Annotated in this window: 18 protein-coding genes; 12 read left to right on the forward strand and 6 right to left on the reverse strand. The window is 33.1% G+C overall.

The annotated features are described in order from the left end of the window. The first annotated feature begins 42 nt into the window (after nucleotides 1-42). Nucleotides 43-639 carry a hypothetical protein gene (locus GKZ88_RS12780; protein WP_155102755.1) on the forward strand — a complete coding sequence of 199 codons (597 nt, stop codon included), beginning with the start codon at nucleotides 43-45 and terminating at the stop codon, nucleotides 637-639. Nucleotides 640-694: 55 nt separating this feature from the next. Here GKZ88_RS12780 and GKZ88_RS12785 read toward each other — a convergent pair whose 3' ends face one another. The 5 genes from GKZ88_RS12785 to lysS form a co-directional block, all read right to left on the reverse strand. Further along, on the reverse strand, nucleotides 695-835 hold the full coding sequence (locus GKZ88_RS12785; protein ID WP_155102756.1) for a hypothetical protein: 141 nt from the start codon (nucleotides 833-835) through the stop codon (nucleotides 695-697). A 10-nt stretch (nucleotides 836-845) separates the two neighbouring features. After that, the gene (locus GKZ88_RS12790) at nucleotides 846-1232 is read right to left on the reverse strand and encodes a hypothetical protein (RefSeq protein WP_155102757.1); all 387 of its coding nucleotides are present in this window, start codon (nucleotides 1230-1232) and stop codon (nucleotides 846-848) included. 264 nt (nucleotides 1233-1496) lie between these two features. Then, the gene (locus GKZ88_RS12795; RefSeq protein WP_155102758.1) at nucleotides 1497-4310 is read right to left on the reverse strand and encodes a VIT domain-containing protein; all 2814 of its coding nucleotides are present in this window, start codon (nucleotides 4308-4310) and stop codon (nucleotides 1497-1499) included. Between the two features lie 85 nt (nucleotides 4311-4395). After that, nucleotides 4396-5448, reverse strand: a complete 1053-nt coding sequence (locus GKZ88_RS12800) for a serine protease (protein ID WP_196216478.1) — start codon at nucleotides 5446-5448, stop codon at nucleotides 4396-4398. A 496-nt stretch (nucleotides 5449-5944) separates the two neighbouring features. Continuing rightward, entirely contained in the window at nucleotides 5945-7648 is a 1704-nt protein-coding gene (gene lysS, locus GKZ88_RS12805) for a lysine--tRNA ligase (RefSeq protein ID WP_155102760.1), read from the reverse strand. A gap of 433 nt (nucleotides 7649-8081) precedes the next feature. Here lysS and GKZ88_RS12810 point away from each other — a divergent pair, with 433 nt between their 5' ends. The 8 genes from GKZ88_RS12810 (at nucleotide 8082) to GKZ88_RS12845 (ending at nucleotide 17877) form a co-directional block, all read left to right on the forward strand. Continuing rightward, complete coding sequence (locus GKZ88_RS12810) at nucleotides 8082-8813, forward strand: hypothetical protein (protein WP_155102761.1); 732 nt, start codon at nucleotides 8082-8084, stop codon at nucleotides 8811-8813. A 77-nt stretch (nucleotides 8814-8890) separates the two neighbouring features. Further along, entirely contained in the window at nucleotides 8891-9646 is a 756-nt protein-coding gene (locus tag GKZ88_RS12815) for a hypothetical protein (protein ID WP_155102762.1), read from the forward strand. 5 nt (nucleotides 9647-9651) lie between these two features. Next, nucleotides 9652-10350, forward strand: coding sequence for a lipoyl(octanoyl) transferase LipB (gene lipB, locus GKZ88_RS12820; protein ID WP_155102763.1), 699 nt, complete (start codon nucleotides 9652-9654; stop codon nucleotides 10348-10350). 27 nt (nucleotides 10351-10377) lie between these two features. Then, on the forward strand, nucleotides 10378-11196 hold the full coding sequence (locus GKZ88_RS12825; RefSeq protein ID WP_155102764.1) for an AraC family transcriptional regulator: 819 nt from the start codon (nucleotides 10378-10380) through the stop codon (nucleotides 11194-11196). 79 nt (nucleotides 11197-11275) lie between these two features. After that, a complete protein-coding gene (locus GKZ88_RS12830; RefSeq protein ID WP_155102765.1) occupies nucleotides 11276-11875 on the forward strand; it encodes an NAD(P)H-dependent oxidoreductase in 600 nt (199 codons plus the stop codon). Nucleotides 11876-12048: 173 nt separating this feature from the next. Next, nucleotides 12049-12900, forward strand: coding sequence for a nuclear transport factor 2 family protein (locus tag GKZ88_RS12835; protein WP_155102766.1), 852 nt, complete (start codon nucleotides 12049-12051; stop codon nucleotides 12898-12900). Between the two features lie 263 nt (nucleotides 12901-13163). Then, nucleotides 13164-16277 (forward strand): TonB-dependent receptor, encoded by a 3114-nt coding sequence (locus GKZ88_RS12840; protein WP_155102767.1) that lies wholly within the window; start codon nucleotides 13164-13166, stop codon nucleotides 16275-16277. A 10-nt stretch (nucleotides 16278-16287) separates the two neighbouring features. After that, nucleotides 16288-17877, forward strand: coding sequence for a RagB/SusD family nutrient uptake outer membrane protein (locus tag GKZ88_RS12845; RefSeq protein ID WP_155102768.1), 1590 nt, complete (start codon nucleotides 16288-16290; stop codon nucleotides 17875-17877). 102 nt (nucleotides 17878-17979) lie between these two features. Here the strand turns inward: GKZ88_RS12845 and GKZ88_RS12850 are convergent, their stop codons facing one another. After that, complete coding sequence (locus GKZ88_RS12850) at nucleotides 17980-18648, reverse strand: ribonuclease HII (RefSeq protein WP_155102769.1); 669 nt, start codon at nucleotides 18646-18648, stop codon at nucleotides 17980-17982. Between the two features lie 557 nt (nucleotides 18649-19205). Here GKZ88_RS12850 and GKZ88_RS12855 point away from each other — a divergent pair. The 3 genes from GKZ88_RS12855 (at nucleotide 19206) to GKZ88_RS12865 (ending at nucleotide 26052) form a co-directional block, all read left to right on the forward strand. Then, nucleotides 19206-22328 carry a TonB-dependent receptor gene (locus GKZ88_RS12855; RefSeq protein ID WP_155102770.1) on the forward strand — a complete coding sequence of 1041 codons (3123 nt, stop codon included), beginning with the start codon at nucleotides 19206-19208 and terminating at the stop codon, nucleotides 22326-22328. Between the two features lie 9 nt (nucleotides 22329-22337). After that, a complete protein-coding gene (locus GKZ88_RS12860; protein WP_155102771.1) occupies nucleotides 22338-23903 on the forward strand; it encodes a RagB/SusD family nutrient uptake outer membrane protein in 1566 nt (521 codons plus the stop codon). A 268-nt stretch (nucleotides 23904-24171) separates the two neighbouring features. Beyond that, a complete protein-coding gene (locus tag GKZ88_RS12865) occupies nucleotides 24172-26052 on the forward strand; it encodes a putative porin (RefSeq protein WP_230392517.1) in 1881 nt (626 codons plus the stop codon). Nucleotides 26053-26084: the final 32 nt, after the last annotated feature.

Consider the following 26084-nt stretch of genomic DNA (forward strand, 5'->3'; position numbering starts at 1 on the left):
AAGTACTTGTAAAGTAAAATGTAGATTTTAAAATATCAGATTATGAAAAGTAAAATTCTAATTTTAATCGGGATTCTGGCATTTTATTCCTGCCAAAACAAAAACGAATCAAGTAACATTGTTAAAACTATTATTCAGGATACTTTATCAAAAACGGTTGGAGGAACAGCAAATTTAAATGATGCACCGCCAAGAGATGATAAAGCAGTTGAATTGATTAGAACGCAGTTAAATATTCTGCTGGAGAAAGATCTGCCGGCGATGACAAAAGCAGATAGATTTTTTTATTACCAAGCTTTTGATTTAAATAACGACAGTAAAAACGAATATTTTGTTGGGTTTTCAAATTCTTATTTCTGCGGAAGCGGAGGCTGTTCAGGTTATATTTTAAATAATGATGGAAGCTTAATAAACCGTTTTTCAGTAACTGAATTTCCAATTCTTATAGCCACTTCATCAACAGAAAATTTCTCTGATTTAATCATACAAAGCGGAAATGAATTTCATCTAATAAAAATGAAAAACGGAAAATATCCCTCAAATCCGTCTGTTCAGGAAATTTGGAAAGGTGTAAGGCCAAAAGAAAGCGCAAAGGTTTTGGATATTACAGATAAAAAATTTGAGAAGTATTCGTTTTAAAATACAAAACCCGACAGTCCCGAAGCCTCGGGATAAAACCTGTCGGGTTTGAATATCATATTTCAGAAAGCCATTCAAGATCTTCTTTATCTAAATCTTCTTGAGAAATGACTCTTCCGTGTTTTATATCTTCTTCACTGTCTTTAAGCATGTCTAATTCATGTTGTTCAAACTGATAAATTTTTGAAATTTTCATATCTTATAGTTTATTTTTTATTTCGTTCTGCTCTTTTTTCTCCAATATAACTTTCGGTTTCAAAAATTATTTTAGAAACAGTGTTGCTAGAATATTTTGCTAAATTTTTTAATGTGTCAAAGAACACTTCTACAGGCATTTCTACCCAATCTCGATTGTCAATGTTTTTACAGTAAAAATGAATTTTGCATAATTTTTTAATGTCCTCTTCGATTATTGAGATATCTAAATATACTTTTAAAACATTTGACTTGTTTCTGTCTCCTGCTAAAATGTATTCAAATAATATATTTTTATTGTTTACAGAATATTCGAAGAAACCTAGATCATTTTCTTTTAATCCTTCATATTTATTTTCTAGCAATTCGAAAATTTTTTGTCTTCTTTTTGAAGCCATTTTTTTTAAAATAACTCTTTCGAAGTAAATTTCATAACAAACAAATATCAAGATTATAAGAACTATTATAACGTAAAGCATTCTTAAAGTATTTAAATTCTATGGTTTCTAATTTGATCTTTTTTGATCCATCATTTATTTACGAATTTCAATAAAAAAACCGACAGGTTTTAAAATCTGTCGGATTGAATATTAATTAAATTTTGGAATTTAGATTTTGGAATTTGGAATTTGGAATTTCCAAAATTGGGATTTTAAAACTTTCTAAAACTCAAATTCTCCAATCAGAATTTTGCTGTCATTTTCACGTTTGTTTTCTTTCTGACTCTGGAAAACAGCAATTTTGCGTTCTTGTCTTCCATCAGAATAGTACAGGTAAACTTCTGCCATCACAGTCGTTGGCCCAGAAAGAATATTCTGTCTCTCACCAAAAAAATTGGTTTTAATTTTATATTTCCCTTTTATGGCTTTCTTTAGCAAAAATTGTTCAGGACCAAAACCTTGAGTAAAATCGTTGCTTAATCTTCCTCCAATTTCCGTAGATCTATGTGAGTAGGAGCAATCTTCTCCTCTTGGATCTGTAACCCAAAGATCAATATCTGTATTGTCTTTATTCCAGTTAATGACAATACGGATGTCAACCGGCAGATTTGCTTTTAGACGATCATCTATTTTGCTTGCATCAACAGTTTTGTTTTGGATCAAAATATTATTGATTTCCATAATCAAAATCTCTTCAATACCGGTATCTCTAACAGAAATCTCATCGGTATATTCTTGATAAAGCATAGATTTATAGATATTAAGAGCTTCTTGAGGTTTTTTATTGTCTACCAAAGCCAACGCATAATCTCTGTGACTTTGAGGATCAAACGGTCTCCATTCTAGAATCTTTTGGGTAATCCACAATTCTTTATCATAATTACCTCTTTGTTTCAACAAATAAGATATCGTTTTATACAACTCTTCATTTTCCAAATCAAGTTCTGCCAATGTGCTTAAAACCTTTAGAGAAAGTACCTTGTCTCCTTTTTTGAATAACAGTTTAGAAACATCAAAATAGTACGTTACCTGTTTTTCATATTTAGGACGGTTTTCAAGATATTTCTGGTAAATCAATTCAGGAGATTGTAAAGCTTGAAAATCTTTCATGTATTCTTGATTGCTTTCTACCTCTACCAAAGTTATTTTACCTGTGGATTTTTTATCGGCAATGGAGTTGCTTTCTTCAGCGTATACAGCATCTGAATCACCATTGCGAGAACTGACACTTTCTTGTCCCGATTTTAGTGACTGCTTAGAAACTGTAGGATACTGTTTTTTCTCTGAAGGTTTAAATTCGCTATTCCACCAAGTTGTCAGTTCACGTGTTTTATCAAAAGCTTTGGATAGAAGATTTTTTCTTTGTTCTAAAACTTGTCTTTTGTTTTGCGAAACGATTTTGTTGTATTCTGATAATAATTCCTGTGGAGGAGTGATGCCAAAACGCACATAATCATCGACATCGTCCAATACGATAAGACTGGTATTTTTACTTACCACTCCAAACTGTTCGCTCAGATTTCTGATTTCATCACTGTTTTGAGTTGAATTAAGTTCAAGCTCATTAATTTTTCGTTGTGCCCAGAATTGTGCAATTGGCCATTTATCTGCTTGTACAGCGGCATTAAAATCTACTGGTATTTCATATTTCTTATTCGCTACTGAAAAAACAGCTGTAAGTTTGCCCAAATTCGCAGATGCAATTCCAAATATATTCACAGGCTCATTTACTGCAGTTCCAACATTTGGAAACAACTCCTGAATCGTATTAGTTTCTTTAAAGCCTAAAAATAGAATAGGAAGCCTGTTATATGTTTTTAGAGCAGATTGAGTATCTAATTCATTAAGATTGATGAAATTTCCTCCTGATTGTGACGCTAAAAGTTTAAGCAGATTAAAATCAGAAGTCGGCGTACTTGCTATGCTGTTGAGCGGTTTTTTGAATTTTAAAGTTAAATCTCCAAAATTTGAAATTCCGTCAGAAAATAAAAGATATTCGTCTATTTGCGGGATTTCTTTTAAAGCACCAAAGTCGGTTCCACCATCGTATTTCAAATTAAGAATTCTGTCTTTTAATGCGCTCCAGTTTCCTCCAGAAACAGTAAATTCTTCTGTTTTTTCTAGAATATTATTTAAAAGAACAAAAGATACCGTAATATTCTTGTTCTCTAAAAAATAAGCATTTAGAAAGTCCAGCTCTTTTTGATGGTCTCTCTTTGATCCGCTGAATGAATTGTCCCAAATAATCGCAATTTTTTGAGATTTTGTTTTCTCTTTTACAGGGAAATTCATCGAAACACTTGCTGCAAAATAAAATTTATCATCAGAAGCTTTTTGAAGCAGCACATTTGATGACTCGTTTACTTTTGGAATCGTTATTTTAAGACTTTCATTTGGCGTAAAATTCGCTTTATTAATCTCAGCAATCCATTGACTTCCTTGTTTCTGAAAAGCAAAACTTCCATCTGGATTTTCGGTAATTTTAGGAGTTGTCAGACTTTCATTAACCAATACTTTAAGATTAAACTTTGGGATATTGACTGCGTTGGCAAAACTTAAAAAATACAGATAATCCGTAGCAGAATTTTTTAATTCCTGATTGTATGTAATCTTAATCATTCTGCTCCCTCGAGCCGTAATTGGATAGATTCTGGTTCTAAAATTATTTCCGGCTACTTTTTCAATAATACCGGGATCGATATTTCTTTTTTCAATACTTTCAAATACTTCTTTAGCTCGTTCTTTTGGAACAGGAACTGCATCTCTAAAGCTTCCGTTAATATCTAAAGCATAGCCGCTAACACTTACTCCTTCAGGTAACGGAATGGTAAGGTTTCCTTCTAAAATTCTGTCGCCAGGATTGTAGAATATATAAGTTGCTGTTGTTGAAGCTAGATTTCCTAAAATTTGGGTTTCAATTTTTACTTCTTGTAAGATTACTGTATTTTTTTTCTGATTTGCAACATCCAGAGTTGGAATCTGTGAAAAAACGGCACTAAAGAACAATAGCGCACATATATTAAAAATTTTATTCATAATTAATAAGTGTGATTTTTTATTTGATTAGAAATGTGAAAGCCCGATTAGTTTTGAGAGTCTTTATTTTTGGGATTTTTTCAAATTATAGAGCGTGAACATGCTTTGCTACAATTCCAAAATTGATCCCCTGAACTTGATCGACTCCACTGAAATTAACCGCAATCAGTTGACCGCATTCATTAAAAACGGGTGCGCCACTAGCACCATGCGTAGAAGTTATACTATATTGAATTGTATTGCCGTCGGATTCTTTACTTATTTGGCCATTATAAAGCTGGACTTTTATCCCTGAATTTGTTTGTGCCAAATCCATTCCCAACGGATAGCCCACCATTATTGCTTTTTGGCCTGGGGCTAATGATTTATCATCGTCAACTGCATTATCAAGATTGATTACATTGGTAACACTTGCTGGAGTTTGCTGATCAGCAAGCTGTAAAATGCCTAAATCAATATTGGTGTCTTCTGATACTTTTTTAATTTCACAAGTAAGCCACTCATTATCAGAATTATGAAGAGCTACTTCAATATTAATGGTTTTTACATATACTTCGATTTCATCTATAGAAACATAGTCTTTTACTGGAATAGATGCGGCAATATCAGTTGATGCCTGTGCTGTATCTGCTGGTGTTTCATTAGAACTTACAAATTCTTCACCGGCTGGCTCACTAGTTTCTTCGTCTGATTCTTCATAATCTCCTTCTCCCTCACCTTCGTCATACGACACTGAAGCATGTGACCAGTTGCTGTCAATAAAACTTTCGTACTGATCTTCAGAAACATCTTTAGTAAGGATAGAAGCAACCTTCATTCTTAGATTGCTTATAGTAGTATTAACTTTTTCAGTCTCTTCATCCGATGAATTCCAAGGTTGTAAAACATGTTTATTCGTTAACATGCTTCCGTTTGCATCTACAAAAAATCCAGTTCCATAAATAGTTTCTTCCTTGGCATCCTCAACATTAAGTTGGAATTCTTTCCCATTAATTTTAGCAAAATAGCCATATTTATGTTTTACAAGCACAACCGCGTCTTTGTAAGTATCATAAATTTTGGTGTCTGTACCTAAACAGACAGTTTTAGTTTCAGTTTTAAAATACTTAAATCCAAAAAAGCCTGCTGCGGAGAGCAATATAATACCAATTATGGCGAATTTGTAACGATTTGTTTTTTTCTTGTTTGTTGCTGCAGCTAGATCTTCGTTAGGTTCTATTTTTCTAATTTTCATTTATAGTTTTGGTTGAAAAATGTTAGTTAAATGGATTTGGATAAAAAAAAATTAGACTTTAAATAAAGCCTAATTTTTTTCAAATGTAGTAATTTGTTTGCTAAAAAAAGTGCAAAAATTGAACCAATTGTAGGGTCAATATTAACCCAATATTATTTTATTTGGTTGCATTATATCAGTATTTACAAATGTATTTTGCTTTAAAATAATTTATTAAATGTTAAATTGTTGTTTTTCAATTGTTTAGTTACGAGGTTTAATTCTGGTCTTAATTTTTTGACCTAAATATTTCTAGATATTAAATCCAAATAAAAAACCCGACAGGTTTTTGAAGACCTGTCGGGTTTGAATATCAGTTAATTTTGGAATTTATAATTTCCAAAATTGGAATTTTAAAAATTTACTCCACCAATTCAACAAATTTAAACTCACCGTCAACGGCAACTTTAGTCAAGCCATGTTTTGATAGATTTTTCATAGAAACATCCCATTTTTTACCGCTTAAAGCAGAAGTAACTTTTAGCTGTCCTAATTCCATTTTATTTTCGTTTGCTTTTAATAAAGTAATAATTACTTTTTCTTCATCAGACAATTCAAGCTGAGCTAGTTTTTTCTCCGGACGCATTTGCGGGAACAATAAAACTTCTTGAATAGAAGCATTATTTGTCAAATACATAATCAAACGATCCATTCCAATTCCCATTCCAGAAGTAGGAGGCATACCGTATTCAAGAGCTCTTAAGAAATCTTCGTCGATAATTCCGTTTGCTTCATCATCACCTTTTGCCGCCAAACGCATTTGATCTTCAAAACGCTCTCTTTGATCAATTGGGTCATTTAATTCAGAATAAGCATTTGCAATTTCTTTACCACAAACCATTAATTCAAAACGCTCTGTTAAGTCTGGATTATCGCGGTGTTCTTTACAAAGAGGCGACATTTCTTTCGGATAATCTGTAATGAAAGTAGGCTGAATGTAATTTCCTTCACATTTTGCTCCAAAAATTTCATCAATCAATTTTCCTTTACCCATTGTTTTGTCCACTTCAATTCCCATTCCTCTTGCAGCTTCGAACAATTCTTCTTCTGTTTTTCCAGAAATATCAAAACCAGTAAAATGTTTGATAGAATCTGTCATCGTAACACGAGCGTAAGGCGCTTTAAAGTTAATTTGGTGTTCTCCAAAAGTAACTTCGCTTGTACCATTTACAGCAATTGCACAATGTTCCAATAAACCTTCTGCAAATTCCATCATCCAGTTGTAGTCTTTATAAGCTACATATATTTCCATTGCAGTAAATTCAGGATTATGCGTTCTGTCCATTCCTTCGTTACGGAAGTTTCTCGAGAACTCATAAACACCTTCAAATCCACCAACAATTAATCTTTTCAAATACAATTCATTCGCAATACGCATGTAAAGCGGAATATCAAGCGAATTATGGTGCGTAATAAATGGTCTCGCCGAAGCACCACCAGGAATCGATTGCAAAACCGGAGTATCAACTTCAAGGTATCCAGCATCGTTAAAATAACCACGCATTGCAGTAAACAACTTGGTACGTTTGATGAAAGTTTCTTTAACTTGTGGATTTACAGTTAAATCTACATAACGCATTCTGTAACGCAATTCAGCATCATTAAACGCATCGTGTACATTTCCTTCTTCATCCACTTTCGGTAAAGGTAACGGACGTAAAGTTTTGCTCAAAAAAGTAAATCCGCTCACACGAATACATTTTGCACCAACCTGAGTCGTAAACAATTCACCTTCAATTCCAATAAAATCTCCTAAATCGGTTAATTTTTTAAAAACCTGATTGTACAAAGTTTTATCATCGCCTTCACACAAAACATCGCGATTCACGTACAATTGAATACGTCCTTCGCTGTCCTGCAATTCAGCAAAACACGCTTTACCCTGATCACGAACACTCATCAAACGCCCCGCAACGATCACCTTCTTACCTTCTTCAAACGACTCCTTAATTTGCTTAGAAGTATGATTTACAGGAAAAAGATTAGCCGGATAAGGATTGATTCCTAAGTTGCGTAAGTTTTGAAGTTTTTCTCTTCTGATGATTTCTTGTTCTGATAATGCCATTTTGTGCTTTTTTTTAAGAGTGCAAAGATAAAATTTTTGTTTCAAGTTTCCACTCAAAGTGTTAAGGTTTTTTGAAGCAGAAATTTAAGGCATTTCAAGAACCTTTTGTCCCACTATCCGCTATATTCCCGATTTAGAAAAACTACGGCTAAAAAGCCTTGTTTTTCTAAATCGGGAGATACCGCTTCTATCGGGGCTAGATGAGAGGTTTTTGTTTTCAAAAGACCTATGAGTTGCGGTGTTTTTTTTGTCATCCTGAGGAACGAAGGATCCCACCAGTTGATCGACAAAGATTGTCGATTTAGTTTGCGGAGTTTCTTTTGTGATCCTTCGTTCCTCAGGATGACAAAAAAGCGTATGAAAAATCATGTAAGAAATTATTTTAAAAACTTAGTATCTTAGCTACTTAGAAACTCAGAACCTTTAAAAAAAAATGAAAAAACTACAAGCCTTTCTTTTTTTAATTCTACTTTCAAGTTGTCAAATTACAGAAACCATCAATCTCAATTCAGATGGAAGCGGAACTATCGAATATTATAATCTTCGCGATGAAAACAGCTTCGCGCAGTTAGGAAGGCAAAATGTTCAATATGAGAAATTTAGAGATACAATTTTTACGTTTCAAGATTATATTACCAAGTACCACGATACTTTTGTAAGGTTCAATAAAGTGGATCAAGCATTATTTACGGAACACGCAAATGTAAAAATGCATATCAAAACTGACCCCATTCAAATGGAAAATTTTAATCGAGTATCGCTTGATTTTAAAAAAATAGATGCAATACCAGATGTTTATGAAAGCCTCATATTAGCAAATTCACTAAAAGAAAATTATCCGATCAATAGAAGAAGCTATAGAATAAAATACTCTTTTGATGGCACAGTTTTCAAAAGAGTTTTTACCATAACCAACCAAGAAAAATTTGAAAAAGACAAAAAAGAAATGGAAGACAGGGAAAGAATATATTCAAAGTATAAAATAGTACAATCCTATACACTGAAATATTATTTTCCAAAAAGAATAAAATCGGTTTCAAATGAAAAAGCGATTCTCAGTTCAGATAAAAAATCATTAACCGTAGAATTCCAGATTTCAGATTGTTATCAAAATCCTGAAATGACAAATTTAGAAGTAGTTTTGGAGCAAAAAGACTTTCAATAAATTTGTCTTAGCATCTTAGAACCTTAGTATCTTAGAATCTAAAAAAAGACTTCGTATCTTTGATAAAAAATTAGATTATGGTAAAATTATATAAACTGCTTAGTTTTTCTTTTCTGTTAGTAGTATTAACTAGCTGTACATTCACAGAAAATATTACAATAAACGATAACGGATCAGGAAAGTTTTCTGTAGACATGGACGGATCCTCTTTAATGCAGATGGCTGGTGACCAAATTGGAAGCCAAGTAGGAGCCGATGCCAAAAAAGATATTGATTCGACTTTTACCTTCAAGCAATTGCTTGCAGAGAAAAAAGACAGCATCGCAAAATTATCGCCAGAAGTGCAAAAAGAACTTAAAAAACTGGAGAATTTTGTCGTTACCACAAAAATGAGTGCCGAGAAAAAACAGTTTTTAATGACTCTGGCAACTGATTTTAAAAGTGTAAATGAACTTCAGGATATTTTGCAGACAGCCAGTACGCTTCAAAAGTTAGAAGGCAGTACAGCAGCAAGTCCTCTTGGAAGCGGTTTTGGAAACAACAACAGTAAGTTGAACTATACTTATGACGGAAAGAAATTTACAAGAAAAGCAACTATAGATCAGCAAAAGTTAACAGAAAAACTCAATGATACTTCTGCTGATATGTCTAAAATGATTTTTGCATCGTCAAATTATATCGTCAAATATCATTTCCCGAAAAAAATCAAAAAAGTTTCGAACCCGAGCGCTTTATTCAGCGACGATAGAAAATCAATTACAATTCAATATTCTTTCACGGATTATATGGAGAATCCGGACAAACTAAACTTTGATGTTGAGTTTGAAAAATAATTAAAATGAATAAAAAAATTCAACTTCAGGATCTGGGAAACAGAGATTACAAATCGACTTGGGAATATCAAGAAGAACTTTTCAAGGATATTGTCGATCTAAAAATCAAAAACAGAAGAGAAGAACTAGACTTGCCAACTCCAAATTATTTAATTTTTGTTGAGCATCCGCATGTTTATACTTTGGGAAAAAGCGGTGATCTGGAAAACTTATTATTAAACGAAAAACAGCTCGAAGCTAAAGGAGCGACTTTTTATAAAATCAACCGCGGCGGTGATATTACGTATCACGGACCCGGACAAATTGTGGGTTATCCAATTCTGGATTTAGAAAATTTCTTTACCGATATTCATAAATACTTGCGTTTTCTGGAAGAAGCGATCATTCTGACATTAGCAGAATACGGTTTAGAATCGGGCAGAAGCGAGGGCGAAACTGGAGTTTGGCTTGGTGTCGGCACTCCGTTTGCGCGAAAAATTTGCGCAATGGGCGTTCGTGCTTCTCGCTGGGTAACCATGCATGGATTCGCTTTAAATGTAAATGTCGATTTAGGGTATTTTGATAACATAATTCCGTGTGGAATTCGCGGTAAGAGCGTTACTTCTTTGCAAGTCGAACTTGGAGTGGAAAAGGTTGATGAAGAAGAAGTAAAAGCCAAAATCCAAAAACACTTAGCAGAATTGTTTGAAGCAGAATTGGTGTAAAAATTAGCTTCAAAAATAAATTATAGTATGAAAAATGCTGAAGAAAATAACAATTATAGAATTGCAGTTCCTTCAGCATTTGAAACTGTTTTTTCACACTTCTATTTTGCCGAAAATAAAACGGAAATCGCAATAACCAAAACATTATTGCCAAGTTTTCAAACCATTATGGTTTTTAACTTCGGAACAAAATCATTTTTAAAATCACAGCAGAATACTTTTTTAGAAGTAGAAAAATGCATTGTTCTAGGACCAATAAAGCAGGCTTTTGATTATACTTTAGAGCCAGGTTCACAGATTTTAGTTGCCAATTTTAAAGAAAATGCTTTTTACAGATTCTTTGGCAATGCCCTTTTTGATTCACTGCCCATTCATCCAGATGATTTAATTCATGAAAACTGTTTTGCCTTTTTATGGGAAGAGCTTCAGAAAATTCCTGATAATGAGGAGCGTGTAGCTTATATTTTAGATTTCTGTAAGCCTTATTTGCGGGAACAAAATACAATTACTACGCTTTTGAATGATTTTCAGAACGAGAATTTAAATCCGATAAAAGCGATTGCTTCACAGATAAACCAAACCGAAAGAAATATTCAGTTGAACCAAAAAAAGATTTTTGGATATTCGATTAAAGAAGCCAATCGATATGAAAGATTTTTAAAAGCTGTAAATCAAATTCAGAAAAACATAGTAAACGAGTCTAAAACAGATTGGTTAACGATTGTTGACGAATGCGGTTATTATGATCAAAGCCAGCTTATTCACGACTTTAAATATTATATGAATATTTCTCCAACAAAGTTTCTCAAATTTCAAAGCGATATCTGCAGTTCAAAACCTCAATAAAGCCGATTTCGTTTTCTTACAATTACTGCTAAAACCTGCGTTATACATTTGTCATGTTCAATCTTAAAAACAAGAAAACATGAAAAATTTAATTATTTACGCACATCCAAACGAAGCGAGTTTAAACCATTTTTTCAAAAACACAATTGTAGAATCTTTAGAAAAATCAGGGCAGGAAATTGTTTTTCGCGATTTAAATGAAATCAATTTTAATCCGGTTCTTTCATTGCAGGATATGCAGGGTCAAAGAATGGGGCAAGTTGCTGAAGATGTCAAAACAGAACAGGACTTTATTTCGTGGGCAAATCAGATTATTTTTGTTTACCCAATTTGGTGGACAGGAATGCCGGCTATTATGAAAGGTTATATTGACCGTGTTTTTAGTTATGGATTTGCGTATCGATACGATCAGGGTGTTCAAAAAGGTCTGCTGACAGGAAAACAAGCGATTATTGTAAATTCTCACGGAAAATCGAATGCTGAATATGAGGCAATGGGAATGGACAAAGCTTTGGAATTAACTTCAGATACCGGAATTTTCAGGTATTGTGGATTAAAAGTCAAAAAGCATTTTTATTTTGACAAGGCAGACAGAGCTTCGGCAGAAAGTGTTTTAGAATGGGAAAATGAGCTTAAAAATGCTCTTAAACGGATTGATGAAGTTTCTGTTTTTCAATAGAAATTTATTTTTCAAAAGAATAATTGAAAAAAATCTAAAAATGGCCGGTTCAGAGCCTAGATTTTCAATTGATGGTAAATTACAGGAATATCGTGGTTTTTCTAATGTTTTTATGGTAAATTTGGTTATATACTTTAAATATAAGCTATTAACGAAATCTAATCTGACAACTTATGAGAAAAATCTACTTTGTATGTTTGCTATTTATGCTAAATGGTCTTTTTGCTCAAAAGAAAGATAAATTATATCCCGTTACGATTTACGAAAAAGCCTGGCAGGAAAAAAATAGTGATGCACGACTGAAATTGATTAAATCAATTTGGCTTGACGACAGTACTTTTGAAGATCCTTCGGCCTCTATTAAAGGCGCTGTGGCTTTGAATAATGTGATCAATGAGTTTTATAAAAAAGTACCTGATGCGGTTTTAACTTCAGGAGAAAAAATTGTAAAAGACAACTACGTTACGTGGGAATGGAAAATTCTGGATTCTAAAAATAAGCTTGTAATGGGTGGGAGAGATTTTGCCAGATTAAATGGAAAAGGACAGGTGAGCAAAATTATTGGTTTTTGGGATACTGGAGTAACTTTATCTGAAGCAGATGTTCTGAAAAATCTTGAATCTGATAATTTTAAAGTGGTTGCAAAGTATTATGAATGTCTTTTTAAAACAAGGGATTTTGATACTATGGCTACTTTAATTGAAGATGGAGCTGTTTACACTCAAGCGACAGGATTGCCATATGGAGGAACTTTTGTAGGCTTTACAGAATGGACAAAAATGTTCGCAAAATCAAGTGAATTTTTTGAATTGCAGATTGAGAAAGAACCAGTTTATTTAAGCGATGCCTCAAAAAATGAAGTGATTATTTATTTCACCATAAATTGCAAATCAAAAAAATCAGGCAAGACGCTATCAATGCCGATTTCTGAACATTTTGATTTGAAAGATGGAAAAATTACAGCAGTAAGACCATTTTATTATGATACAAAACAATTCGCTGAATTCTTGAAAAGCAAGAAATAATAAAGATAGATTTTACCTTTTACGAAGGAATTAATATAAAAGGAGGCTTGTCATTTTTTGATAAGCCTCCTTTTATATTTATGAGAAAAATGAATTTTACGTTTCCATAGACTTGAAAATGTTTTGATTGAATGTATTTGTAAGATAAATAAATAATTTAAACAAGAATAAAGTAGGAAAAATATTTAATTTTAACATGTTTAAATTTGTATTGTAAGAAAATAATTTCATTTTTGTGGAATTATTAACGCAAATCATTTAATATGAGATTAAAATTTACCTTTATTTTAACATGGGTACTGCTATTTTTCATGCAGTTATCTTTTGGGCAGGAGAGAACTATTTCGGGGAACGTATCAGATAAAACGGGTGTAATTCCAGGAGTAAATGTTCTTGTAAAAGGGACTAAAGCAAGTACCCAGACAGATTTTGATGGAGGTTACTCAATCAAAGCAAAAACAGGAGACATTTTAGTCTTTTCATACGTTGGTATGAATAGCAAAAGTGTAACGGTTACTTCATCAAATAAATTAAATGTGACGTTAGATTCTGAAGCACAATTAATGGATGAAGTTGTTGTTGTGGGATATGGTGTACAGAAAAAAAAGGAAGTTACAGGTTCTATTTCTAAAATTTCTGGAAAAGACATTTCTAACTTAATTACTCCTTCTGTCGAAGGTATTTTAGCAGGTAGAGCTACAGGAGTTCAGGTTGTTACTAATACAGGACTTCTCGGAGCGGCTCCAAAAATTAGGATTAGAGGTGTGGCTTCTATATCTGGAGTCACAGATCCGCTTATTGTTGTTGACGGTATTCCAATTTTTTCTGGTGATATTGGAGGTGTATCAGCTACAAACGGTTTAGCTGATATTAATCCAGAAGATATCGAATCTTTTGATGTGTTAAAAGATGGTGCTGCAACAGCTATTTATGGTTCTAGAGCCGCGAATGGCGTAATCTTGATTACTACTAAAAGCGGTAAAAAAGGTACTTTGAAAGTAAATTACTCAAGTGTTTTTGGTGTTGCTAGTGCTGCTAAAAAATATGATGTATTAGGAACGCCTGATTTTTTAACTATCTCTAATGAGAAAAGAACAAATGCAGGACAAACTCCATGGGCTGCTGGCAATGCATTCAATACAGACTGGCAAGGAGCAGTTTTAAGAAATGCGCCTCAAATGACACACAATCTTAATTTTAGTGGAGGTTCTGATAAAACTAAGTATTACTTATCATTAGGGGTTACTGATTTAGATGGTATAAATAAATCAAATAGCATGAAAAAATATTCAGTTCGTGCTAATATTGATCAGGATGTCAATAAGTGGTTAAGTATTGGTACCAATCTAAACGTAAACAGAACGGAGTATGACGGTGTGAACAGCAGTACATCTGGTCTTTCAGGGAACTTCTTTAATACAATCAGACAATTGCCTAATACACCAATTTATGATGCAGCTAATCCGACAGGTTATAACATTTCGCCAAATGGAGCGGCGGTTGGACAATGGGACAACTTGGCTCCTGTAGGAGATAATATTACCAATATTATTTATGTTCTTGATCATAATAAATATAAATCAACAACAACAAGAATAATTGCCAGTGCTTTTGCAAATGCAAAAATCACTTCTGATTTGAGTTATAAATTGCAAGTGAGCGGAGATAATGCTTCAACAGATGGTTTTCAATACTGGAATCCGGTTCATGGAGACGGACGTGGATATAATGGATATGTATATCAAGACAATACAAATCAGTTGAGATGGAACTGGCAAAATATTTTGAACTACAAACATACTTTTGCTGAAAATCATAATATTGGTATTACTGGCGTTGCCGAATATCAAAAATCTAGAACCAAAGTATTATGGGGTTCAGGACAAGATCTTTTAAGTGATTTCTTCGATAAAAATTTAGTAACAAATACTTTTAATACTAAAGATACTGGCGGTAGTGTAACTGAAAAAGGAATTATATCCTACTTAGGCCGTTTTACATACAATTATAAGGAGAAGTATTTTATTCAGGGATCTCTTAGACGTGATGGAATTTCACAATTTGAAAAAGACGTTAGATATCATAACTTCCCTGGTGTTTCTGCAGGTTGGACTGTTTCTAAAGAAAATTTCATGGAAGGAATCAGTAAAGTAGTTTCTGATTTTAAGTTAAGAGGTTCTTATTCTGAAGTTGGTAACGTTGAGATTTTAAATGGAGCATCTTATCCTTCAAAAGGACTTACTATTGGTTCTCCTTATGCGGCTTCGACAGGTATTGGTTATTATCAATTTGGGAATAATCTATTACAATGGGAGACTAGTGATAAAATTGACTTTGGCGCTGATTTCGGTTTCTTAAATAACCGTTTGACTTTGGCATTTGATTATTATAAAAATGACATTAATGGAATAGTTTTGGCAGCTCCAGTTGCTCCATCTCTAGGAATTCCTAATAACACAATCAATCAGAACGTTGGTAAAATGTACAACGAAGGATATGAATTTGCTGCTAGTTTTAAAGCAATTAATAATGCAAATTTCACATGGGATGTTTCTTCAAACCTGACACTTACTAAAAACGTTGTTACAGCTTTGTATAATGGGCAAGCTATTGTGGGAGGTTCTTCTACAGATACAAATATTGCTCCTAATATTATTATTAAAGAAGGTGAATCGATCAATTCTTTATATGGCTTTAAATACTGGGGTGTTAACAAAGCAAATGGTAACCCAGTTTACTATAAAGCTGATGGAAGTTTAGTGCAGGGAAATCTTAGCAATTCAACATATTATAAATTTGATCCAGCTAATCCAGCAGCGGCTATAACTAAAGAAACAGCATCCTCTTTAAGTAGTGCAGATAAAACGATTTTAGGAAATACTTTGCCAAAATACTACGGGTCATTTTCTTCTAACATGAAATATAAAAATCTTGATTTAGGTTTCATGTTCAGATTTAGTGGAGGAAATAAAATTTTCAACGCTACAAGAAGAGAATTGATGAACCAAAACTTAAATAATAATACAACAGAAATTTTAGGAAGATGGCAGAGCATCGACAATCCTGGTGACGGATGGACACCAAGATTATATGCAAGTTCAAATACATTTACTAATCTTTCGGGAAGTGCCAGTACACGTTTTGTTGAGAAAGGTGATTTTATATCACTTGACAATGTCAGTTTAGGTTATACACTGCCTAAAATGCTAATGGATAAAATAGGAGTAGATAATTTTAGATTTTTTGTTCAGGGACAAAACATTTGGCTGATTTCTAAATATAAAGGTCTAAATCCTGAAATGGAAACATTTGGAGTAGATATTAATGGTACACCTCGTTCTAAAGTGATATCAGTAGGGTTAAATGTAAGTTTATAATAAAAGACATATGAAAAATATAATGAAAATAATGCTGCTTTTTGCAGTTGTGCTGGGGATGAACTCATGTACAGAAGAAAAAATACTGGATTTAAATCCAATAAATAATATTTCAGATAAAGATGCCTTTACAACACCAACATTGATAGCTTCTTATATGACTGGTGTCTACAACGCAGCTGCAGTTGGTCAGTATAACGCTATACCAACAAGTCCAAATGGAGGTAGAGGTTACGTTTGGGGAGCGGCTTTCGTAGAACAAGGAGAGGCTAGAGGAGAGGATGTAGTAAATATGGCTACTTTTTATGAATTGACCTATAAGGCGACTTATGATCCTACTACAGCTAATAATGTTTACTACTGGGTTGATGGTTATAGGCTGATTAACAGATGTAATCTTATGATTGAAGGCGTAACAGATGCTGTTGCTAAAGGGATTATTGCAAAAACTGTTGGAGACGATTATATTGGGCAGGCTAAATTTTTACGAGCGATCACTCATTTGGAGCTGCTTACTTATTTTGCAAGACCATATAATTTTACTGCTGGTGCCACTCATCCTGGTATTCCTTACAGAGAAGTGGGTATTAATACCGCAGGTGAAATTACTTCAGAAGTGTCAAAACCAAGAAATACTGTTGCAGAATGTTATGCTAAAATTCTTGCTGATTTAAATGATGCGGAAACGTTAATAACTACAGGTAATGGAACTGCAATTTCAGGAAGGGTTGTAGGACGAGCTTCGAAATGGGCTGCAATTGCTTTTAAAACCAGGCTTTATCTTCAAAAAAGAGATTGGGCAAATGTTATTGCTGAAGGAAATAAGCTAAAAGGCGCATTTGCACTAACCGCTGATCCTTATGCACCTTTTGTGGGTACTACTGCTATTGCTCCTCCCAATACAGAGTCTATCTTCTCTATCCAGCATTCCGCTACAGCTAATCCTGGTGTAAATGGATCTTTGCCAAGTATTTTGAGAAACAGAGCTTTAGTTTGCATTAGCCCAATTCTTTGGAGAGATCCACAATGGCTGGCAGATGACAAACGAAGAGAAGAAGGAAAGTTTATTTACACTGCTTCTGGTATTAAATATACTAACAAATATACTGATATTACTAGTCAGAGTGATGCTGCGCCGGTTATTAGATATGCTGAAGTGGTATTGAATATGGCTGAAGCCGAAGCTAGACTGTCTAACTTGCCTGCTGCTTTAACTTTATTGAATTCTGTAAGAGATAGAGCTTTGGCGAATAAAGCTACTCAATCTTATACATCGGCTTCTTTTACTACAAACGCTGACATGGTTGCAGCAATTCTAAAAGAAAGAAGAATTGAGTTTTTACAGGAAGGACGCAGATGGACTGATATCCACAGATTACAAGGTGATCCTATAGCTGCGGTGGCTACTGACGGAATTCCTGCAAAATATGCAAGTGGAGCTCCACCATCAAAAGACGCATTTGTATTAGGAAACGGTTTTGTTGTTTCTACTGCTGTTGCCGCTATTCCCGGTTCTGACTATAGATTCTTGTGGCCAATACCACAAATTGAATTAAATACTAATCCTGGATTAGGTCAAAATATCGGTTGGGCAAACTAAAGTCTGAAAAATTAAATTGTTGATTATAAATAAGCCGTCTCAATATTTTGAGACGGCTTATTTTTTTGATTTTTTACTGTTTCTAAAATTGCTTCAATGAAATTAGTCACCAAAAAAATTAAGTTCCAGCTGGTCCGGCAAAAGTCTGAAACTCATTCGGTGATATTTTGTGGTTCCGTATTTTTTTATTGCCTCACGATGCTCTTTGGTTGGATAACCTTTGTTTTGTTTCCAATTGTACATTGGAAATTCTTCATGAATTTGATCCATATATTCATCGCGGTATGTTTTTGCTAAAACAGAAGCTGCTGCTATACTTAAATATTTAGCATCACCCTTAATGATGCTTTGATTTGGAATTGATTTTAGTAATTCAATTTCATCTGGCGAAAATTGTTTCCCAAAAGTGCTTTTAATTCCGAGTTTTGCATTTAGAGAACGGTTTCCATCTACAATAATATATTCAGGAACATGTTTTAATTTTAAAATGCATTCCTGCATTCCTTTCATTGACGCATTCAGGATATTTATTTCGTCAATCTCATCTGGAAATAAATGTGTAACTGCAAAACATACTGCTTGTTGTTCAATAATTGGTTTTAAAAGCGCCCTAGTTTTTTCAGACAGCTGTTTACTGTCGTTTAAGATTTGATTTTCAAAATCTTGAGGCAGAATTATTGCTGCGGCAGTTACTGGTCCTGCAAGACATCCTCGCCCTGCTTCATCGGTTCCAGTTTCTAAAATAAATCCTGAGAAATTTTTTTCGAGCATTTTTTAAGCTTTTTATAGAGCAAAGATTATAAAAATTTCTGCGAATAGGTAAAATGATGTCTGAAATTCGATGATTGTGTTATAAAAAAGCGTGTTTTTTAGTGGCTTAGGCTTCTTTTTTTGCTTCTAAATTGCATGTTTTTTACACTTTATCTTAATAATTTAGATAGATACACTATTTTTTTTGAACTTTTGAGCGACTATTATTTAAAAAACTTAAAAAAAATCGATGTTTTTCGCGATTTAGTGCTTGTTTTTATCAAAAGTTCAAAAAAAACAATCAAATTAACGAACTTAATAAAAGATATTGGTGTTTTTTATGAGTTTAACTATTTGATTTTCTTAAATGTTAAAATTTATTAACATTTTACTATTGAAAATACTGCATTTTTTATTTTTTTTGAAAGAAAAATAGTATTTAAACTTCAAAATAGTTATATTTTGGGGGAATGTATTACGCTTTTGTTAATAATCGAAAGGAAATTTAAATTGAAATAGTTTGTTATTTTAAGAAATAATTAAGATGTTTGTCGCATACTAATTCAAAATAAATTAAAATGAAATTAAAATTTAAATGGATTTTTACGCTCCTTGTAGCGTTATCTATGCAGTTTTCTTTCGCTCAAGAGAGAACTGTTACTGGAAAGGTATCTGATAAAACAGGTGTTATTCCAGGAGTAAATGTTCTTGTTAAGGGAACAAAAGTAAGCACTCAGACAGATTTTGACGGAAGTTATTCTGTAAAAGCGAAAACAGGAGATGTTTTAGTTTTTTCATATGTAGGTATGAATAACAAAACTGTAACTGTTGGAACTTCAAACACAGTTAATGTGGAGCTGGAGTCTGAGGCACAATTAATGAATGAAGTAGTAGTAGTAGGTTACGGTGTTCAGAAAAGAAAAGAAGTTACGGGTTCTATTTCTAAAATTGCTGGAAAAGACATCGCTAACTTAGTAACTCCATCTTTCGAAGGTGTTTTAGCAGGTAGAGCAACTGGAGTTCAAGTTTTAACTAACACAGGACTTATTGGAGCTGCTCCAAAAATTAGAATTAGAGGTATTTCTACTATTTCTGGTGTAACTGAGCCATTAATCGTTGTAGATGGTATTCCAATTTACTCTGGTGATATTGGAGGTCTTACTTCTACAAATGGTTTAGCAGATATTAATCCAGAAGATATCGAATCTTTTGACGTATTAAAAGATGGTGCTGCAACAGCTATTTATGGTTCTAGAGCTGCAAATGGTGTAGTTTTGATTACTACTAAAAGCGGTAAAAAAGGTACTTTAAAAGTAAATTACTCAAGTGTTTTAGGTGTTGCTAGTGCAGCAAAAACTTATGATTTGCTTCAAACTCCAGATTTCTTAACGATTTCTAACGAGAAAAGAACAAATGCAGGACAAACTCCATGGGCTGTTGGTAGTACATTCAATACTGACTGGCAATCTGCAGTTTTGAGAAATGCTCCTCAAATGACGCATAACCTTAACTTTAGTGGAGGTTCTGATAAAACTAAATATTATTTATCTTTGGGTTATTCAGATTTAGATGGTATCAACTTATCTAATGACATGAAAAAGTATACTGTTAGAGCTAACATTGACCAAGAAATTAACAAATGGTTAAGTTTTGGAACTAACTTAAATGTGAGCAGAACTGAAATCAATGGATTAAACAGTAATGCAAGTGGTTTGTCTGGAAATATCTTTAACACAATCAGACAATTACCAAATACACCAATTTACGATGCTTTAGATCCGACAGGTTACAACCTTTCTTCTAACAATGCAACTGTTGGTCAGTGGGATAACTTAGCTCCTGTAGGAGATAATATCACTAATATCTTATATGTTCTTGATCACAATAAATATCAATCAAGCACAACAAGATTTATATTCAGTACTTTTGCTAATGCAAAAATTACTTCTGATTTAAGTTATAAATTACAAGTAAGTGCTGATAACGCAATGACAGATGGTCTTCAATACTGGAACCCAGTTCACGGTGATGGACGTGGATCAAACGGTATCCTTTTACAAGATAATACAAACCTTTTAAGATGGAACTGGCAAAATATTTTGAATTACAAACATACTTTTGCTGAAGATCATAACTTAGGAGTAACTGGTGTTGCTGAATACCAAAAATCTAGAAGTAAATATTTCTGGGGTCAAGGAAGTGATTTGTTAAGTGATTACTTTGATAAAAACTTAGTAAACAATACATTTAATACTAAAGATGCTGGTGGTAGTGTTACTGAAAAAGGAATTATTTCTTACTTAGGTCGTGTGACTTATAACTATAAAGAAAAATACTTTGTTCAAGGATCTATCAGACGTGACGGAATTTCTCAATATGAGAAAGATGTTAGATGGCATAACTTCCCTGGAGTTTCTGCAGGTTGGACTGTTTCTAAAGAAAACTTTATGGAAGGAATCAGTAAAGTAGTTTCTGATTTGAAATTCAGAGGTTCTTACTCAGAAGTTGGTAACGTTGATGTATTAGGCGGAACTGCTTACCCTTCTAAAGGTCTTACTGTTGGTTCTCCTTACGGTGGTTTAAACGGTATTGGATATTCTCAATATGGTAACAATTTATTACAATGGGAAACTAGTAATAAAGTTGACTTTGGTGCTGATTTCGGTTTCTTAGACAACCGTTTAACTTTACAATTTGATTATTACAAAAATAATATCGATGGAATCGTTTTAGCGGCTCCAGTAGATCCTTCTCTTGGTCTTCCAGGTGCAAATGGTGGAATTATCAATACTAACATTGGTAAAATGTACAACCAAGGATATGAGTTTGCTGTGTCGTTTAAAGCAATCAACAATGCAAACTTTACATGGGATGTTTCATCTAACGTAACATTATCTAAAAACGTTGTAACTGGTTTAGTTGACGGACAAGATATCGTGGGAGGTTCTTCTACAGATACAAATATTGCTCCAAATATTATTATCAGACAGGGTGAATCAATCAACTCTTTATACGGTTTCAGATACTATGGTGTTAACAAAGCAAATGGTAACCCAGTTTATTATAAAGCAAATGGTACATTAGTACAAGGAAATCTTAATAACTCATTATACTATACATATGATCCTGCTAATCCAGGAGCTGCTATGAATGCTGCTAGCCAGTCTTCTTTAGTTACTGCTGATAAAACGATCTTAGGTAATACATTACCAACATACTTTGGATCAGTTTCATCTAGTATGAAATACAAAAATCTTGATTTTGGTTTTATGTTCAGATTTAGTGGAGGAAATAAAATCTTCAACTCTACAAGAAGAGAGTTAATGAACCAAAACTTTAACAACAATGGAACTGAGATTTTAGGAAGATGGCAAAGTATTGACAATCCTGGTGACGGATGGACACCTAGATTAATTGCAAGTTCAAATACATTTACTAACCTTTCAGGAAGTGCTAGTACACGTTTCGTTGAAAAAGGTGATTTTATCTCTCTTGACAACATTAGTTTAGGTTATACATTACCTAAATCTGTTATGGAGAAAATTGGAGTTGATAACTTTAGACTTTTTGTTCAAGGACAAAATATCTGGTTAATTTCAGACTATAAAGGTATCAATCCTGAAATGGAAACGTCTGGAGTTGATGTAAACGGAACTCCACGTTCTAAAGTGATCTCAATGGGTATAAATGTAAGTTTATAATAAAAACATATGAAAAATATATTTAAAACAATTCTACTTTCTGTAGTTGTACTCGGGATGAGCTCATGTACAGAAGAAAAACTATTGGATTTAGAGCCAGTAAACAATATTTCTGACGCGCAAGCTTTTTCTACACCTTCACTAATTGCATCTTATATGTCGGGTGTTTATAATGCAGCTGCTATAGGTATGTATAACTCAACAACTACAAATGGTGGTAGAGGATATGTATGGGGTGCTGCGTTTGTTGAACAAGGAGAAGCAAGAGGAGAAGATGTTGTTAACATGGCAACTTTTTACCAATTGACTTATACTGCAACTTATGATGCAACAACAGCTAACAACGTTTTTTATTGGATCGATGGATACAAATTAATCAACAGATGTAACCTTATGATTGAAGGTGCTCAAGGTGCTGTAGCAAAAGGTGTTATTACACAAGCTGTTGCAAATGATTATATTGGACAAGCTAAATTTTTAAGAGCAATCACACATTTTGAATTACTTAATTATTTTGCAAGACCATATAACTTTACTGCTGGTGCTACTCACCCTGGAGTAATTTATAGAGAAGTTGGTGTTAATACAGCTGGTGAATTAGCTTCAGAAGACAATAAAGCAAGAAATACTGTTGCTGAATGTTATACAAAAGTTTTAGCAGATTTAGATGATGCTGAAAAATTAATTGCTACTAATGGTGCTGGTAATGCTACTACTAATGGTGCTATTGGAAGAGCTTCAAAAGCTGCAGCAATCGCTTTCAAGACTAGAGTATATCTTCAAAAAAGAGACTGGGCTAACGTAATTGCTGAAGGAACAAAATTAAATGGACGTTATACATTAACAGCAGATCCATATACTCCTTTTGCTAGTAATATTGCTAATACTGAATCTATTTTCTCTATTGTACATACAGCTACAATGAACCCTCAGGTTAATGCTGCTTTAGCAAGTGTTTTGAAAAACAGAGCTTTAGTTTGTATTAGTCCAATTCTTTGGAGAGATTCTCAGTGGTTAACTGATGATAAACGTAGAGAAGACGGAAAATTCATTTATACAGCATCTGGAATTAAATATACTAACAAGTATTATGATGTTACTAACATGACTGACCCGGCTCCAGTTATCAGATATGCTGAAGTAGTATTAAACATGGCTGAAGCTCAGGCACGTTTAGCTACTCCAAACTTGACAACTGCTTTAACATTGTTAAATTCTGTTAGAGATAGATCTTTAGCGAATAAAGCTGCTCAGACATACACTACTGCATCTTATACTACTCAAGCGGATTTGGTAAAATTAATTCTTAAAGAAAGAAGAATTGAGTTTTTACAAGAAGGACGCAGATGGTCTGATATCCACAGATTGCAAGGTGATGATTTAGCTCCAATTGATGGAATTCCTTCAAAAGTTGCTAATGCTGTACCTGCTGTTGCTGCTTTCGATTTAACAGCTGCGTATACAGTTACACGTCCTGTAGCTGCTGTTCCAGGAGCTGATTTCAAATTCTTGTGGCCAATACCACAATTAGAAATGAATACTAACTTAGGTATCCAACAAAATACTGGATGGTAAGAAAATAAATATTTTGATTTTTTTAAAACCCTCAATCATTTTCTTGATTGGGGGTTTTTCTATTTTTATTTTATTGTGATAAAAACTTCCCAATCATACTGATTTGTTTTTTTATACGTTTTTATCTTTTACCTTTGCTTGACTAATTTTGTCGAATATAATTTCAATTTAAAGCTATCAAATGAGAATACTCTTTTTTCTATATCTAATAATAATGCCTGCCTTATTGTTTTCTCAAGAAAAAAATACTTCTAAAAGTAATTTGGATATGAACACAAAATATTCAAGTATTACAGATACTGTAAAAAAGAAAAAATCTAAGATTGCAAAAATTGAGCAATATCAGATTATTACTTTAGAACATGATACCACTTATGCTGATACGTCTTTAACATTAAAAAGCGCTTACAGACAAAATTACCTGCGTAAGGATAATTTTGGACTTTTAGAATTTTCGAATATTGGACAAACTTATAATACGCTGAACTATGGTTTGACTAGTTTTTCGCCATATCCTGAGATTGGTTTTTCAGGAAAGCATTTTGATTACATGCAGGCTTCGGATATTAAATATTATTCGGCAGCAACACCGTTTACCGAATTGTTTTTTAACACAACTATAAATAAAGGTCAAAACGTAGATTCATTTATTACATTGAATACCTCTAAAAATCTCAATTTTTCTGTTGCTTACAGAGGGCTTCGTTCAGAGGGAAATTATATTAATCAATTAGTAAGTGCAGGTAATTTTAGATTTACTACAAGTTATGCCACTACTAATAAAAGGTATATTTTAAACGCTCATGCAACCTATCAGGATGTTACAAATGAAGAAAATGGAGGGATTACCACTCCGGCAGATTTTGAAAATAATGATCCCGATTTTAAAAACCGCCAGCGTCTTCAAGTATATTTGACAGATGCAAAATCTTTATTAAAAGGGCATCGTTTCTTTTTCGATCATGCATTTAGAATTAATCCTACAAATGGTGATAATAACTTATATGTAACGCATCAGTTTAATTATGAATATAAAATTTTTGAGTACAAACAGCCAACAGTACTTTCATCTGTAGGAACAACTCCAGTTGCTCGTTTTGGTGAATCGTATGTGACGAGCAATATAAGTGACCGAACTCGTTTTGAAAAATTATACAACAAGGCTGGTCTTGCTTATGAGAATTCGCTTTTAGGAAAATTCTATTTTTTTATTGACGATTACAGATCAAACTATGAATACAACAGAATTATTGTAAAGAAAGATGGACATATTATTCCGGATAATTTATTTCTTCAGATTAATAATGTTGGCGGACAATATGAATATCAAAAGAATAAATGGAATGGACGTTTCTTGTACACAAGGTCAATCACAAATCAGTCGCTTTCTGATTTAGATGCTAAATTAAGATACAATTTAAACAAAGATATTCAGTTTGATTTTAGATATAGAAACATAAATAAGCTTCCAAATAATAATTATAATTTGTACCAAAGCAGCTATGTCGAGTACAATTGGTCAAATGATTTTAAAAACGAAAAAATCAATCAGCTTGGTGCAAATATTTTTACGCCTTGGTTAAATGCAGAAGTTCAATATTCTGTTTTAAAAGATCATTTGTATTTTGCAGATGTTTCGTCAAAGGCTGATATTTTAGTTCATACTCAAATTATAAAACCGGCACAGTATGGCAATGCTATCAATTATTTCTCAGTAAAGGCGAACAAAGAATTTAAATTTGGAAAATTCGGTTTTGATAACACTTTATTGTATCAAAAGGTTGATCAGTCGGAGTTAATTGTAAATGTTCCAGATTTTATGACTAGAAATACACTGTATTATTCAAGCTATTTTTTCAAAAAAGCTTTGTTTATGCAGACAGGACTTGTCTTTAATTATTTTACGAAATATTACGGAAATGATTACAATCCTGTTATTGGAGAATTCTTTGTTCAGAATACTAAGGAAATTGGTAATTATGCTACTTTCGATTTTTTTGTTAATGCAAGAATTCGTCAAACTCGATTTTATTTAAAAGCAGAGCATTTTAATTCTTCTTTTTCTAAAAACGATTACTACTCAGCGCCTAATAATCCATATCGTGATTTCTTAATCCGATTTGGTTTGGTTTGGAATTTCTTCCAATAAAATTAGGTCTTGATTTATTTTAAAACCAAATA

It is taken from the genome of Flavobacterium sp. LC2016-01 (assembly GCF_009711135.1).
In the GTDB taxonomy this organism is placed as follows: domain Bacteria; phylum Bacteroidota; class Bacteroidia; order Flavobacteriales; family Flavobacteriaceae; genus Flavobacterium.